The organism is Streptomyces sp. NPDC001750 (assembly GCF_042892615.1).
Classification (GTDB): domain Bacteria; phylum Actinomycetota; class Actinomycetes; order Streptomycetales; family Streptomycetaceae; genus Streptomyces.
Genome location: NZ_JBIAUE010000063.1, coordinates 1 through 13,972, shown reverse-complemented (window position 1 = coordinate 13,972; position 13,972 = coordinate 1). Strand labels below are relative to the sequence as shown.

General features: G+C 68.0%; 12 protein-coding genes and 2 pseudogenes. 4 read left to right on the top strand and 10 right to left on the bottom strand.

Annotation, left to right across the window (positions count from 1 at the left end; genetic code table 11):
- Positions 1-1,041, top strand: a pseudogene (locus ACFYY6_RS37685) (hypothetical protein); the annotation flags it as partial.
- Positions 1,042-1,261: 220 nt separating this feature from the next.
- The gene (locus tag ACFYY6_RS37680) at positions 1,262-1,891 is read left to right on the top strand and encodes a hypothetical protein (RefSeq protein WP_389197683.1); all 630 of its coding nucleotides are present in this window, start codon (positions 1,262-1,264) and stop codon (positions 1,889-1,891) included.
- A gap of 559 nt (positions 1,892-2,450) precedes the next feature.
- On the opposite strand, the pseudogene ACFYY6_RS37675 reads toward ACFYY6_RS37680, so the two are convergent.
- Positions 2,451-2,720: pseudogene (locus ACFYY6_RS37675) on the bottom strand (transposase); the annotation flags it as partial.
- 476 nt (positions 2,721-3,196) lie between these two features.
- Here ACFYY6_RS37675 and ACFYY6_RS37670 point away from each other — a divergent pair.
- The gene (locus tag ACFYY6_RS37670) at positions 3,197-3,376 is read left to right on the top strand and encodes a hypothetical protein (RefSeq protein ID WP_388653673.1); all 180 of its coding nucleotides are present in this window, start codon (positions 3,197-3,199) and stop codon (positions 3,374-3,376) included.
- A gap of 279 nt (positions 3,377-3,655) precedes the next feature.
- On the opposite strand, the gene ACFYY6_RS37665 is transcribed toward ACFYY6_RS37670, so the two are convergent.
- The 6 genes from ACFYY6_RS37665 to ACFYY6_RS37640 form a co-directional block, all read right to left on the bottom strand.
- Complete coding sequence (locus ACFYY6_RS37665; protein WP_389197681.1) at positions 3,656-3,766, bottom strand: alkaline phosphatase family protein; 111 nt, start codon at positions 3,764-3,766, stop codon at positions 3,656-3,658.
- Positions 3,767-3,770: 4 nt separating this feature from the next.
- Positions 3,771-4,475 carry an HAD family phosphatase gene (locus ACFYY6_RS37660; RefSeq protein ID WP_351523184.1) on the bottom strand — a complete coding sequence of 235 codons (705 nt, stop codon included), beginning with the start codon at positions 4,473-4,475 and terminating at the stop codon, positions 3,771-3,773.
- A 108-nt stretch (positions 4,476-4,583) separates the two neighbouring features.
- On the bottom strand, positions 4,584-5,711 hold the full coding sequence (locus ACFYY6_RS37655; RefSeq protein WP_351634386.1) for an ABC transporter ATP-binding protein: 1,128 nt from the start codon (positions 5,709-5,711) through the stop codon (positions 4,584-4,586).
- Positions 5,708-6,535, bottom strand: a complete 828-nt coding sequence (locus ACFYY6_RS37650; RefSeq protein ID WP_389197678.1) for an ABC transporter permease — start codon at positions 6,533-6,535, stop codon at positions 5,708-5,710. Before ACFYY6_RS37650 ends, ACFYY6_RS37655 begins: the two co-directional genes overlap by 4 nt.
- Positions 6,523-7,455 carry an ABC transporter permease gene (locus tag ACFYY6_RS37645; RefSeq protein ID WP_389197676.1) on the bottom strand — a complete coding sequence of 311 codons (933 nt, stop codon included), beginning with the start codon at positions 7,453-7,455 and terminating at the stop codon, positions 6,523-6,525. The genes ACFYY6_RS37650 and ACFYY6_RS37645 overlap by 13 nt, the downstream gene beginning before the upstream one ends.
- Entirely contained in the window at positions 7,452-8,552 is a 1,101-nt protein-coding gene (locus ACFYY6_RS37640; RefSeq protein ID WP_389197685.1) for an ABC transporter substrate-binding protein, read from the bottom strand. The genes ACFYY6_RS37645 and ACFYY6_RS37640 overlap by 4 nt, the downstream gene beginning before the upstream one ends.
- Before the next feature lie 306 nt (positions 8,553-8,858).
- Here ACFYY6_RS37640 and ACFYY6_RS37635 point away from each other — a divergent pair, with 306 nt between their 5' ends.
- On the top strand, positions 8,859-9,572 hold the full coding sequence (locus tag ACFYY6_RS37635; protein WP_351523192.1) for a GntR family transcriptional regulator: 714 nt from the start codon (positions 8,859-8,861) through the stop codon (positions 9,570-9,572).
- A 196-nt stretch (positions 9,573-9,768) separates the two neighbouring features.
- On the opposite strand, the gene ACFYY6_RS37630 is transcribed toward ACFYY6_RS37635, so the two are convergent.
- The 3 genes from ACFYY6_RS37630 to ACFYY6_RS37620 all read right to left on the bottom strand — a co-directional run bounded on the left by ACFYY6_RS37630 (position 9,769) and on the right by ACFYY6_RS37620 (position 13,803).
- Complete coding sequence (locus tag ACFYY6_RS37630) at positions 9,769-11,067, bottom strand: MFS transporter (protein WP_351523194.1); 1,299 nt, start codon at positions 11,065-11,067, stop codon at positions 9,769-9,771.
- The gene (locus tag ACFYY6_RS37625) at positions 11,064-12,149 is read right to left on the bottom strand and encodes a sugar phosphate isomerase/epimerase family protein (RefSeq protein ID WP_389197674.1); all 1,086 of its coding nucleotides are present in this window, start codon (positions 12,147-12,149) and stop codon (positions 11,064-11,066) included. Before ACFYY6_RS37625 ends, ACFYY6_RS37630 begins: the two co-directional genes overlap by 4 nt.
- Positions 12,150-12,282: 133 nt before the next feature.
- On the bottom strand, positions 12,283-13,803 hold the full coding sequence (locus ACFYY6_RS37620) for a PLP-dependent aminotransferase family protein (RefSeq protein ID WP_388653659.1): 1,521 nt from the start codon (positions 13,801-13,803) through the stop codon (positions 12,283-12,285).
- Between the last annotated feature and the right edge of the window lie 169 nt (positions 13,804-13,972).

The following is a 13,972-nucleotide window of genomic DNA, read 5'->3' as shown; positions in this document are numbered from 1 at the left end:
CTCGCCCACAACCTGACATCAGCAAGGTCCCCACCCACAACCACACCAACGACCGACCTGGCCATCAGTCACGGCAAGCACCGTTGCAGTACTAGGGCTCTCAACGCGGCTCTCGCCGCCGTCCCGGCGCAAAGGTCCTGGTCGTGGCCGCTGGATCGGCGGAACTTCGACCGGCGACCGGAACTGCGAGTCCAGGAAGAGGAGGCCCTCGATGCACTGGGCTGGGAAGTCCGCCGCCGACACGGCCACAACCCGCACGTTCCGCAATGGCGAGTCATTCGCCGCCTGGTGACGCCTCTGGAAGAGGCCCGGGAATGCCTGGGCTGGCTGCCCGACCTGGTCCATCACCGTCGGGCCGTGGACGATGCAGCCGCCTTGGTTCTCCGCACCTGCACGATGGAGAACCAGGCGTATTGGGGCTGGACGCCGGACGTGTGGGCCCGACTGATCGCCACGGACGCCCCGTCTTTCACGGCGCCGTGGCCCAGCTGGCTGGAGCGGTTCACCCGCCCCTACGTCATCGCTCTGGCATACCTCGTCGGCGGCTCCGTCGACTTCCATCGCATCGGCTCCTACAGCCGACCGTCCGTAGCCCGCCGGGTCTTCGGCGATCACGCTTTGGAGGCCGCGGTCGCGGAAGTGACCGAGGTGCTGACCGGGTGGGGCTACCGCTCCAACGAGGGATCCCGGCACGGACTGCGCCGCGTCCTCTGCGAGGTCTTGTTGCTCAACCGCAGCCCGCTGCTGTCGGACCTGTCCGGTGAGACCCTGCTGCAAATGCGGGAGGGAGCCCGCGCTGAGCAGGTGGAACCGCGATGTCCTGCACGCTATCCACCGGGCCGTGGCGGCACTCGGCTACGCGGATCCGCCACCGGAACCCAAGCGGACGAAGGGCGTCGTGAAAATCGACGGCGCCGCCGAATCCTGGACCTCGTGGGTCGAGCGGTGGGCCAGTACGTCACCCCAGACGCCCAAGGTCTGTGGCACCTACCGGACCATCTTGGCCAAAGCCGGGCGGTGGCTGGCCGCAGAGCATCCTGATGTCCGTGAACCAGGTCAGTAGACTCGTGCGACGTGCGTCTCCTGGATCGCGGCGGTGGACCGGATGCCTACCGGGGACTTCGTTCAGGTCCGTACCGGATCAGCCGAGCGGTGGGGAAGGCCCCTGTCACCCCGCACCAAAGCCGGCTACATCAAGGTCCTGCGAGGCTTCCTCCGCGATTGCCAGGAATGGGACTGGATCCCTCGGCGCCTCGACCCCATGACGGCGCTTGCGACACCCCGCAGCATCCACGCTCTGATCGGCCCCGATCCACGAGTCATCGCCGACGACATCTGGGCGAAACTCCTCTGGGCGGCCCTCAACCTGGAGCCCGACGACATCCCCACCAACCAGCACGGCTCCATCTACCCCGTCGAACTCGTCCGAGCCATCACTCTGACCTGGCTGTTCAGCGGATTGCGCAGTGACGACATCGCACGCCTGCGTCTTGGCTGCATCCGCTGGCAACACGAAGACGTCCCCGTCCCGGGCGACTCCGACGAGGTCCTGGCCCGCGATGCTGTCTGCCTGCTGGACGTGCCCGTCCACAAGACCGGCACGACGTTCACCAAGCCCGTCGACCCCTTGCTGGGACAAGCACTGGAGGTTTGGCGATCGATACGCCCGCAACAGCCCCAGCTGCTGGACCACAAGACCGGTGAACTTGCCGACTTCCTGTTCACCTTCCGTGCTCGCCGCGTCGGCAAGACCTACATCAACGAGACGATCATTCCGGCGCTCTGTCACAAGGCCGCGGCGTCCCCACAGCCGATGTCCGAGGCAACATCACCAGCCATCGGGCACGGTCCACCATCGCCAGCCAGCTCTACAACGCTAAGGAACCGATGACGCTGTTCGAGCTCCAGGCTTGGCTCGGACACCGCACGCCAGCAGCGACTCAGCACTACGCGAAGATCACCCCGCTCGTCCTGTCCCGTGCATACAGCGATGCCGGCTACTTCGCTCGCAACGTCCGCACCATCGAGGTACTCGTCGACCGCGACGCTGTCACTTCCGGTGCCGCAGCCGCCGGTGAGCCCTGGCAGTACTACGACCTGGGACACGGGCACTGCACCTACACGTTCTTCGAGCAGTGCCAGCACCGCATGGCATGCGCTCGCTGTGACTTCTATACCCCGAAGGACTCCTCCAAGGGGCAACTGCTCGAAGCAAAACAGAACCTCCAACGCATGCTCGCCTCCATCCCCCTCACTGACGAAGAACGCGCCGCGGTGGACGACGGACAGACCGCCCTTGATCAGCTACTGGAGCGACTCACAGATGTCCCCACACCCGCTGGCCCCACACCTCGACAGCTCGGAATACCAGCCACCGCGGCCCTCCTACCGATCGTCGAGGTGAACCAACGCAAGACACAATGAACTTGACAAAACAGATTCCACATAAGGTCGCGGTAGCGGGCGGCGGCCATCGGGTTGATCGCGAACACCTGCCGTTTGCCGGTCCGCAGCACCGCGACCAGCAGTCCGCGGGGAGTCTCGATCGCGACGGGGATCGGGTTCTCCTCGGTGTCGCCATACCCGGCGAGCAGATCCGGCAGGATCTTGTAGCCGGCCGCGTCGTCGGTGATGTGCCGCTTGGCCAGTAACTGGCCACTGTCGTCGACCAGGGCGACGTCGTGCGTTCGCTCGGCCCAGTCGATGCCGCAGTAGATCAACTCTTTCCTCTGCGTCGTACTGTTTTTGCTGGTCACGAGCTCGTGCGGAACCACGCGGCGACCTAATCCCAGGACTCAGCCTCATGGCTGGTCCGCCACCTCAGTAGCCGTTCGTGGCGCCAGCTCGTCCCACGGGCCTCGGTCTATGCCGGAGCTCAAACGGCTCGGGCTTCACAAGAGGTCACCGTGGAGCGGGCTCGCACCACCAACACCAACGAGTGGTCTTTCGACGGGTGTTGATGCCCGGCGACGCTGGACGACGCCGATCTTTCGGTAGGCATCGCGTGCCCGGAGGGACGTCAAGCGTCCGTCCAGCGCCGACGGGCGCCAACGTCTGCACTACCGCTGGTGATGACGGCCGTGAAGGCCCCAGACGCCGCACTGTCTGACGGAAGGCGTCGAGCGCCCGGCGGGAAGCAGGCTATTTGTCCGGCACCCACAGGACCGCCACCACCGTGCCCTCACGCGGTCTAGCGGTGGCTGCCACGGAGGCGCCGAACGCCACCAGTCTCCAGCGAGGCATCGCGGCCAGGATGCTGTTGGGTGTCCGTCCGGCACCCGTGAGCGCCACCATCCGTAAGGGCAGCGTGGTGGTGGCCGCGAGGCGCCGGGACGCGCTCGGTCTCACAGCAGTCCTCAGCGGGAACGGGGTGTGAGTAGGCATCATCCCGGCGCCCGCGATGAGTAGGCATCATCCCGGCGCCCGCGCGGGCACCACCACTCGAACAGTCGGCTGGGCTCATGTCCCCTCCGGACCGCTCTTACTGACTTCGGCGTGTCAGGGTGATGTTGGGGTGTCAAGGGTCAGGCCGGGACGGTGACGACGCAGCACGGCCGGGGCCGCCCGCCCATCTGCACTCCCCAAGGCAGCAGGAACGCGCTGTCGGGTCGGGACAGTGCGGGCTGAAGGAACACGCTGTTGCCGTTCGGGAACGTCAGCGGGTCTGGCGGTCGTCAAAGCCGCGTACGCCGTTCAACGTGCCGAAGCAGTGGTCGAAGCTGCGGTTCTTCTGCATCAGGATCACGACGTGGCGGATGTCGTCCACGGTGTTACTTCCTTTCCGCTGAAGTGATGAGGGAGCCGAGCAGGGCCAGGTCGGCCCGCTCCAGGGAGTCGAGGACTGTCCGGTTGGCCGCGGGCCGGATCAGTACGGTGGAGGGCACGGCGAGCACCGCGCACCCGGCAGCCTCGGCCGAGGTGACACCCGTGGGCGTATCCTCGACGACCACGCACGTGTGCGGATCGACGCCCAGAGCAGCGGCTGCGGCCAGGTAAGGGTCGGGCGCCGGCTTGGTGCGGACGGTGTCCTCGACTGCGAAAGTCAGCGTGAACCGGTCTTCCCCCAGCGCCGCTCGCACGAGGTCGACGACATGGCGCGGCGAGGCGGAGACGATCGCTGTGGGCACGCCGGCCGTGGCCAGCTCGTCCAGCAGGCGCAGTACGCCCGGACGCGGGACGATATCGCGGGCGACCCGGGCGGCGAACACGGCATCCAGCTCGGTGGCGAGCGCGTCGGCGTCGCAGGCCGCCGGAGCACCAGTGCGGTGCAGGTGGGCAGCAGTATACGCAGCCGGGCGGCCCAGTACATGAGGGGTGTCCGTGTCGGTCAGTGGCCGCCCGATCCGGTTGGCGACCTGTTCCACCGCAGCCCTCCACAGCCGCTCGGTGTCGACGAGCGTGCCATCCATGTCGAACAGGACGGCAGCGGGGATGACGGGTGCGGCGATGCGGTGTTCCAAGGTGCGTTTCTCCATCTGGAAGTCAGGAGCGGGAGCAGACGGCGCTCCGCGTCCAGCAAAGGGTTCGTCAGCTGGGGCGATGACAACTGACGGTGTCTTGTGGTGGGGCATCGGTCTGGTCCGTCAGCTTCCCCCGCCGCCGTTTGCGCGGCGGCGGTCCACCAGCACGGGCCGTTCCGGCAGTGTCAGCGTCACCGCCGCACCGACCGGTAGCGTGGTCATGGCGTGTGTGGGCACGTCGGCCGACACCTCGGCGCCGTTGGCCAGCCGCACGGTCAACCGCGAGGCCGCGCCCAGGAATGCCGCGCCCGTAATCCGGGACGTGCCGTTCTTGTCCGGCGTGACCTCGACGGCCTCCGGCCGTACCAGTACGTCCACTTCACCGGTGCCGCCGACGACCTGGGTGCCCAGCAGCCTCCCGTTGACCGGCAGCCTGCGGCCGAGCACGTGCACGGTCCCGTCGTCCGTTCCGGTCCGGGCGGGGATCCGGCTCATCACCCCCACGAACTCGGCAACGAACGCGGTCGCGGGGCGTTCGTACAGCTCCGCCGAAGGCGCGCACTGCTCCAGCCGCCCGGCACGCATCACTGCGACCCGGTCAGCCATGGAGAGGGCTTCCTCCTGGTCGTGTGTCACGAAAAGGGTCGTGATGCCCAGCTTCTGCTGGAGACGGCGGATCTCCTCGCGCAGCGTCAGCCGTACCTGTGCGTCGAGCGCCGACAGCGGCTCGTCGAGCAGTAGCACGCGTGGCTGCAGTGCCAGAGCCCGCGCCAGCGCGATCCGCTGCTGCTGGCCTCCGGACAGTTGATGCGGATAGCGGCCGGCGTGCTGCGGCAGTCCGACCAGTTCGAGGAGTTCGGCGGCGCGAGCCCGCCGCTCGGCTTTGCGGATGCCGCTCATCCGCAGCCCGAAGGCGATGTTGTCGAGGGCGGTCAGGTGCGGAAAGAGGCTGTAGGACTGGAACACCATGCCCGCGTCGCGGCGGTGCGCGGGAACGCCTGTGATGTCCTCGCCGTCCACGAGCACCTCGCCCGAGTCGGGCCGCTCGAATCCGGCGAGGGTGCGCAGTGCGGTGGTCTTGCCGCAACCGGACGGGCCGAGCAGCGCCACGAGTTCACCCGGCTCGACCGTCAGGTCCAGGCCGTCCAGCGCGGTCGTGGAGCCGAAGGAGCGGCGCAGTCCGCGGAACTCGACGGTGGCACCGGCCCGCGTCGGGCTGATGGTCCTGAGGTCGCTTACGAGGTCGGTCATGGGGTCTCCTTGGGATGGCGAGCGCGTCCGGCAGTGGCGACGATCAACAGCAGCGCCCAGGTGACGAGCAGCCCCATCACCGACACGGCCACCGACATCTGCGCCTGCGAGCCGCTGATGGCGAGGATCCACACGGCGAACGGCTGGTAGCCGAGGATCGCGGCGACGGTGTACTCCCCGAGCACCAGCGCCAGGGTCAGGAACGCCGTGTTGAGCAGCGCCCCGCGCAGGTTGGGCAGCACCACCTGCAGGAGGGTGCGCGGCCATGGGGCCCGGCAGGCCCGGCCGGCCTCGACAAGCATCCGCAGGTCGATGGCTGCGATCCCGGCGTCGAGTGTGCGGTACGCCAGCGGCAGTGCCATCAGCGTGTACGCGAGCACCAGGACGAAGGGGAAGTTCTGATCCTGGATGGCTACCAGGGCCTGGAAGACCGGGGTGCCGGCGAAGTGGTCCGGTCCCCAGCTCAACACCGCGCTGATTCCGGCGACAAGGGCGATAGCGGGTACGACCAGCGGCAGCATGCACACGATCTCGACGAGTGTGCGCAGGCGTGGTGCGGCCAGTCGTACGGTGACCAGGGCAGGCACGAGCAGCCCCAGCACAAGCGCGATGGTGGCGGCGGCCAGTTTCAGAGTCAGCGTCAGACTGTCGGTGAAGCCGTTGGCGCTGAAGATGCCGGTGTAGGCCCCGAAGTCGATGCTCCGGCCAGGGGTGCCGGCGCCGATGCTGAAGGCGACGGCGCAGGCGATCGGGACGAGGAAGTACGCACCGGTGAGCAGCAGTACGGCGGCGCGCCCATACCGGGGTTTGCTCAGGCGAGCCATCGTGTGCTCCTGCGCTGCAGCGGCAGCTGAATGGCCATGACGAGCCCTGCCACCAGCACCATGTCGACACCGAGTGCGAGCGCGACATTGCCCTGGCCGACCAGGACGTCGCCGGACAACGCGTCCGCGATCTGCATGGTGACCAGCGGTACCGAGCTGCCGACCATCGCGGCGGCGGTCGCATAGGCGCTGAACGCGCTGCCGAACAGCAATACGTAGCCGCCGAGGAGTGATGGTGTGAGGACGGGCAGCGCGACATGTGTCCAGTACTGGAAGGCGTTCGCACCGTTGTTGCGGGCGGCCTCCTGCCATTGCCGCCGCAGCCCCTCCAGAGCTGGGGTGAGCGTGAGCACCATGAGCGGGATCAGGAAGTAGAGGTAGACCAAGGTCAGGCCCCAGAAGCCGTACAGGCTCCAGCCATGGCTGAGCAGGTGGAAGCGGCTCGTCAGCACGCCGGCGTTGCCGAGCGTCGCCACGAAGGCGAATGCGAGCGGCACACCGCCGAAGTTCGCCAGCACGCCCGACGCTGCCAGCACCGCCTCTCGCAGGGCGCGGAATCGCGAGGTCACGATCACGTGGGCGATCGGCAGGCCGACGGCGGTGGCGATCAGCGCGGAGACGGCGGAGAGCTTGACGCTGCCGAGCAGCGCGGTCAGATAGGTGCCGTGCAGCGAGGCGCTGATGTTCGCGCCGGTGAGACGGGCCCCGCCCGGCTCGGTCCCGGGTGTGGTGAACGCGCCGAACACCATCGTCCCGAAAGCCAGGCCGAACACCACGGTGGCGAATACGAGCAGCGGCAGGACACCGAGCCAACCGGCCAGGCGCGGAAGGTGTCGCCGCCAGCCGGCCCCGAGGCCTGCGCTGCGGCCGGCGGAACGGGTCCGGCTGTCGCCGCCGGCCACCGTCTGGATGGTACTCATCCGGCGACCGCCTGGGTCCAGCCCTGGGCGACGTCCTGCTTGGCCTTGCTGATCTGGCCCTCGGTCGGGAAGGCGCCCGCACCGTTGCCGGGTACCGGCGGGAGTTTGGCCGCGGAGGCCGTGTCGAGAGTTCCAGCCTGCTTCATCGAGGGCATCAGCACCGGGCGGGAGTATCCCTTGAGCCACAGGTTCTGGCCCTCGGGGCTGTACAGGAACTCCTGCCACAGGCGGGCCGCGGCCGGGTGCGGTGCCCACTTCACGATCGCCTGCGAGTAATAACTGGCGTACACGCCGTCCACCGGGATGCTGACCTTCCAGTCGACGCCCTTGCCGCGGAACTGGTCCGCGTACCCGGCGTTGAGGTAGTCCCAGGTGATGCTGATCGGCGTCTCGCCCTTCTGAATGGTCGCAGGGCTCGACTCGACAGGGTTGAAGTTGCCGGCCTTCTTCAGGCGGGCGAAGAAGTCCAGGCCGGGCTTGACGTTGTCGTAGGAGCCCTTGCCGGCGAGTGCCGAGGCGTACACGGCGCCGAAGGCCGAGGCGGACTTCGTCGGGTTGCCGGTCAGCGCGACCTGGCCCTTGTACTGCGGATCGAGCAGCTCGGCGAAGGTCTTCGGGCACTTCTTGACGCGGGCCGCGTCACAACCGATGGAGATATAGCCGCCGAAGTCGTTGTACCACCGGGCCTGGGGGTCCTTCTGCGTCTTCGGGATCTGGTCGAACGCGCTGACCTGGTACGGCGCCAGGAGGTTCTGCTCGGCCGCGCTCATGGCGAAGGCACTGCCTACGTCGATGACGTCCGGAGAGCGGTCCTGGCCCTTGCGGGAGGTGACCGCGCTGATCTCGTCCTGGCTGGAACCGTCGGGGTTCTCGACCTCGACCTTGATCCCGTACTTCTTCTCGAAGGTGTCGATGATCTCGCCGTAGTTCGCCCAGTCGCGAGGAAGGGCGATGGCGTTCAACTTGCCCTCCTTCTTCGCGGCTGAGACAAGGGCGTCCATGCCGCCGAACTCCTCTGCCGAGGTCGCGGCCCTGCTGCCGTCACCATCCCCGGCGCTGCTGGACGAGCTGCAGGCAGTGAGCCCAACCGCGGCCATGACGACGGAGCAGGCAAGGCTCACCGTGCGAACGTGCAGTTTCACAAGGTTCTCCAGGTGGAGTGAAGTTGGCTGTACAACTTGGGCCATTACCGCGAAGGAGGGTGTCCAGGAGGTGAACACCAGCACGCGAAGGGGCGAGCTTCACGGGAAGAGGTTGTACGCCGGCCGGGCGGCTGGAACCTGCCTGGTAGATGGCTGCGACCAGCGGATAAGGTCATCCGGAACAGCGGGAGGCGGTTGATGGCGAAGAGGGGCGGCATGGCAGGCGCAGACGGTCGCGCAGCCGGGGCCAGGTACCGGCAGTTGGCAGCCGACTTGCGGGAAGCCATAGCCTCGGGGGCCTACGGGGCCGGCGGCCGTCTGCCCAGTGAGGAGAAACTCGCCCAGCAGTACGACGTGTCCCGCGGCACCGTTCGCCAGGCGCTGTCGGTACTGCGCGCCAACGGCCTGGTCACGTCCCGACGTGGTACGCGGCGCGTCGTACTCGGCACCGCACGCACTCAGAGCTTCTTCGAGCTGCTGAGTTTCACCCGCTGGGCACGATCGATCGGAGAGGAACCGGGCGGCCGCACGATCGATGTCGAATGCCGTCCCGCCGGCCCGTTGGAGCGTGAACAACTCGCTCTCGAACCAGGGTCGCAGATATACCGGGTCCTGCGGCTGCGGACGCTGTCACGTGTGCCGATCATGATCGAACGCAGTATTTACCCTGAGCGTATCGGCGCCATGATCGCCGGCCTGGAACCCGATGCCATCTCGCACACCGAGCCACTGGCGGACCTCGGAGTGGTGTTCGCCGACGCCGAACACACCATTGACCTCGTCTACGCCGACGCAGAGGACGCGCGCCGGCTCGGCTGCGCGGCCGGCGGGCCGTTGATACGGGAGCGGCGGCGTGTGACAGATCCGGCGGGCACACCATTGGCGTGGTCGGAGGACCGCTTTCTGCCGGGCACGGTGGCATTCACGGTGCATAACTCGGTAGCCACGACAGCGCTTTCGCGCCGCCGTGGCTGACCAGGCCGAGGCGCTGCACATCGGTACGGGGAATTCCCGCCACCGTCCCTTCACCTGGCCGGTCGCAGCGAGCAGCAGGATGTTGCCGAGGGCGCTTGGTTGCGCTCCGTAGCGCTCTCGCACCACCTTCAGCTGCGCCTCGTCGTGGCTGTACCTCCGTTTCCCGCTCAGCTTCCGCACCCCCTGCGGAGCGGGCTCAGCCCTCCCGCACGACGGCGGTACGGTGCGCGCGGGCCACACGTGCCAGGCCGGTTGCGACTCCCGCACCCACCAGCGCGAGTGCGGCCATCAGGACGAACACCAGGTGGTATCCCGCCGCACCCGGGTTGGCATCGAGGATCGCGCCGTACACGAGGAAGGCGAACATTCCGGGGGCGTAACCGACGAGGCAGGCGATGCCGAACGCGGTGCCGCTGACCTGGTTGGGGATGCCGACCTCGTCCATGGGCGCCCAGAACACACCGCGCATCGTGAAGATGATCAGTGAGAACAGCAGGCAGGCGGCCATCGCGGGGACCTGGTTCTGCCCACCGGCCGGCAGCAGCAGGATGATCACTGTGATGGGGACCAGGCACACGAACCCGAGACGGAGGTACCTGCTGGCCCCCTGGAAAACCTTGTCGACGAGTACCCCGCCGAGCGGCCCGCCGAGGATCTTGAGGCCGTACTGGTTGATGATGCCGTAGGCGCCGGCGAGGGCGGCCGGCAGCCCGTACACATACGTGAGGTAGGGGATGAAGTACGTCAGACCGCAGTACACGACGTACACCATGAACACAGTCGCACTGACCCACCACAGCTGCGGCAGCCGGGCGGCATTCAGGATCTCGCTCAGACCGACACGCTGCTTCTTCGGCGCATCCACGGTGGACTCAGGGCCCTGGTCACGCAGCAGGAAGAACAGGAGCACGCCGACGGCGATGTCAATCAGCGCGTAGAAGGAGATCGCGGCACGGAAGCCGGCGGCGCCCGAGCCGAGCAGGGCGAAGACACCGAGCGCCGAGAAGGCAACCAGTGTGTCGACGACGCCGCGACCGCCCTCGAAGAAGCCGAACAGCCGCCCCTGTTCTTCCGGCCCGCCCAGGCGCCGGACACTCTTGAGCAGCGCCGGCCAGATCAGGCAGTCGGAGCAGACGGCCAGCACCGCGAAGATCGGCACCAACTGCCCGTACCCGGGGAACGTGCTCATATAGAGCCCGAGCCCGCCCGCGCCGATCAGCCCGAGTGGAATCAGGATGCGGGTCGAGAACCGGTCGGCCAGGTACCCCCCGACCACGAACAGCGCTGTCGCGACGATCGAGTTCACGCTCAGTAGCGCACCGATCTCGGTGTTGCTCAGCCCCATCTGCTGCTGCATCGGGACGTAGAAGACGTCCTTGATGTTGGCGAGCTTGTAGATGGTGCCGCCCGCCATCACGAGGACCGCGAAGCGCGTCCCTTTGGCCCTGTCGAACCCGGTCTTGGCCGGCGCGGCCTTCATCATGATGTCCGTCATTGCGCACCTGCCGGGGCGTCGGCGACGGCCAGGCGAGCCGCAGCGAGTTCGCGCATCCGGGCGAGCAGCCCGCGCACGTGGACGACCTGGTCGACGGCCCAGCCGGGCTCGGCGGCGAGCAGGTCGCGCAGCTCCCATCCTTCGGGAAGGCCCGTGGTGCTCAGCTCCCGGTAGGGGATGAAGGGATCGTCGCCTTCGCTGTGATGGCGGAAGGCGGGCGCGTAGTACAGGTTCTCCTGTTCGAGCGCGAAGGTGATGACCTGCGGCTCGTCGTCGCCGAGCATGAGCAGGTCGAACAACATCCGCGCCCCCGGCAGATCGTCCTCCGGGCTGCCCTGCAGCACGCCGCGGTGGCCGAACCCGTCGCCCTGGGGAAGGACGCGCACGCCCTTCAGGTGCGCTTGCAGGATATGCGGCGCCAGCTGCGCCAGGGCATCCATCGGCTGTTCACACGCGTTGATCATGTTGCCGAAGTCGAACATGACGTGCAGACGGGGGTGGCCGACGGTGCGCAGCAGCTGAGCGATCTCGCCGGAGCGCAGTTCTTCGTGCTGCTCGAACGAGAAGTGCAGGCCGTGGATGTCGGCGAGGTCGCCGAGGCGGCGCAGGTCGTCCTCGATACGCGACAGCACCTGCGACAGCTGCCCTTCGTAACGGGAGTAGACGCGAATGTGCTCGATGCCGAGGACGCCGGCGATCCGGACGGCCTCGTCCACGGGTTCACGCTCGGTCGTGCTGATCTCGATGTGCAAGGCCATGCCGTAGCCGCGGGCACGGGCGGCGAAGGCCCGAAGCCGGTCGTCGTTCATTCGGCTCAGGCTGCGCTCCTCGCCGTCGAGGACATGGATGCAGACGCCGGCCAGATCGTGTTCCCGGGCGAAGTCGAGGACGTCGTCGGGGCCGTAGGTGCCGAAGGTGAGGTTGGTGAGCAGGGCGTACGAGTGACCGAAGAGCCGGACCCGGTCGATCCGGTCGATCAGCACCCGCGCGCGCTCGGCCGTCAGGCCGGGGATCTGCTCGATCTCGGCTGCGGTGAGGTTCGGACTCAGGAGTGCTCGGAACTGCGCATCGAGGTGGGGCATCGTTGTCTCCTTGGAAAGCAGGTCGCGACTGTGCGTCGCCGCCACCTCTTCTTCCTAACAACGCAATGGATGGTGCGTTAGAGCCATTGACAGCCCAGTTCTGCGGACCAATTCGGCGGGCCCGACTCTTGGGCTACACCTCGGCAGCTCCGCCGGGTTCGAGCCGCTCGAACGCCTCTGCCATCCGCGCCACGGCACGCGCCATGTGCTCGGCTGCGGTGCCCGCGAACCCGATCAGCAGCGCGGGCGGCAGCCGGCGCTGCACGCGATACTCCCCCAGGGGATACGTGAAGACGCCCTGCCGGGCGAGACCGCGCGCGCAGTCGATGTCGTTGACGGATTCCTCGAGCCACCCCATCACGTGGAGCCCGGCGGCGACCGGCCTCGCCGTCAGCCGGCGCGCAAGCTGCGCGTCGAGCTGTTCGAGCAGGGCGTCCTGGCGGGCGGCATACAGCCGGCGCGTGCGCCGCAGGTGGGTGTGCAGGTGCCCTTCGGCGAGGAAGTCGGCGAGCGCCGCCTGCATCACGGTCGCGGGGGTGCGGCCGATCACCGAGCAGGCCGACGTGAACGGCTCGACGAGGTCGTGGGGCAGCACGGCGTAGCCCAGTCGCAGCGATGGCGCCAGCACCTTGCTGAACGTGCCGACGTAGATGACGTGTCGCGCTTGGTCGAGTCCGAACAGCGGGGGCAGCAGCGTGCCGCGATAGCGAAGCTCACTGTCGCAGTCGTCCTCGACGATCCAACGCCCGTGCGCCTGCGCCCACGCGATCCACTCCCCGCGCCGCGCCGGACTCATGACCGTGCCCAGGGGATGCTGCCGGGACGGCGTGAGGTAGGCGAGGCGTGCAGATGGGTCGCCCCCTGCCGCCACCGCGCCCGCGTCGTCGACCGGCACGCCCTGGACACGGCATCCCTGCGATTGGAACGCGAGCCTTCCGGAGATGTGGCCGGGGTCTTCGACGAGCACCGTGTCGGCAGGGTCGAGCAGCAGCACCGCCAGGACATTGAAGGCCTGTTGTGCCCCGGAGGTCACCACGATCTGCTCGGCGCCGCAGCCGAGGCCCCGCACGTCGTTGAGGTAGTCGGCGATCGCCTGGCGCAGTGGCTCGTACCCGCGCGGGTCGCCGTACCCGATGGCGGCTGCGTCGGTGCGCGCTGCGTGCCGCGCCAGCAGCCGCCGCCACACCCCGGCAGGGAACGCGGATGCCGCTACCTGGCTGGGGACGAACGACTCGGTGTCTTTCGGATCCCACCAGTGCGGCGCCTCGCTGAACAGGCTGGCACCGCGTGCCGACGTCGCTGCGCCGCGCTCGGACAGCTGCGGGCGCGCAACAGGCGCCGGTGCCATCGCGGCCGTCCAGAGTGCGTCCACATACGTGCCGTCCCCCTGGCGCGCACGCAGAAACCCCTCGGCTGTGAGCTGCTCGAACGCGGTGACCACGGTCAGCCGCGAGACGCCGAGCTCGGCGACGAGCGTCCGCGTCGAGGGCAATCGGGTTCCCGGAGGCAGGGTGCCATCGAGGATGAGGCCCCGCAGATGCCGATACAGCTGCAGGTGCAACGGCACGGCGCTACCGCGGTCGAGCTCGACCGCGGCCAGCATCCGGCCCCCGGCACCTTTCATGATGCGCGGGCGCGCCGGTGGGTCTGACATGTCCTCATCCTAGCTAGTGCCGTGACCGGCAAGGTTTGCCCGGAAGGAGCGTCGTCCGGTGCTTCCCCAAGCTTTCAGCCTTGTTCGAGCAGGGGAGACCCCATTGATCGCAAGGCGGCCGAAAGCCCTCGGATGGGGTCTCCCCTGCTCGAACGAAGTCGAGAGCTCG

Excerpts from the sequence above, each read along its gene's own strand:
- ACFYY6_RS37680 (WP_389197683.1), top strand. The coding sequence starts at position 1,262 with ATGACGGCGCTTGCGACACCCCGCAGCATCCACGCTCTGATCGGCCCC.
- ACFYY6_RS37660 (WP_351523184.1), bottom strand. The coding sequence starts at position 4,475 with ATGGAGAAACGCACCTTGGAACACCGCATCGCCGCACCCGTCATCCCC.
- ACFYY6_RS37655 (WP_351634386.1), bottom strand. The coding sequence starts at position 5,711 with ATGACCGACCTCGTAAGCGACCTCAGGACCATCAGCCCGACGCGGGCC.
- ACFYY6_RS37650 (WP_389197678.1), bottom strand. The coding sequence starts at position 6,535 with ATGGCTCGCCTGAGCAAACCCCGGTATGGGCGCGCCGCCGTACTGCTG.
- ACFYY6_RS37645 (WP_389197676.1), bottom strand. The coding sequence starts at position 7,455 with ATGAGTACCATCCAGACGGTGGCCGGCGGCGACAGCCGGACCCGTTCC.
- ACFYY6_RS37640 (WP_389197685.1), bottom strand. The coding sequence starts at position 8,552 with ATGGCCGCGGTTGGGCTCACTGCCTGCAGCTCGTCCAGCAGCGCCGGG.
- ACFYY6_RS37630 (WP_351523194.1), bottom strand. The coding sequence starts at position 11,067 with ATGACGGACATCATGATGAAGGCCGCGCCGGCCAAGACCGGGTTCGAC.
- ACFYY6_RS37625 (WP_389197674.1), bottom strand. The coding sequence starts at position 12,149 with ATGCCCCACCTCGATGCGCAGTTCCGAGCACTCCTGAGTCCGAACCTC.
- ACFYY6_RS37620 (WP_388653659.1), bottom strand. The coding sequence starts at position 13,803 with ATGTCAGACCCACCGGCGCGCCCGCGCATCATGAAAGGTGCCGGGGGC.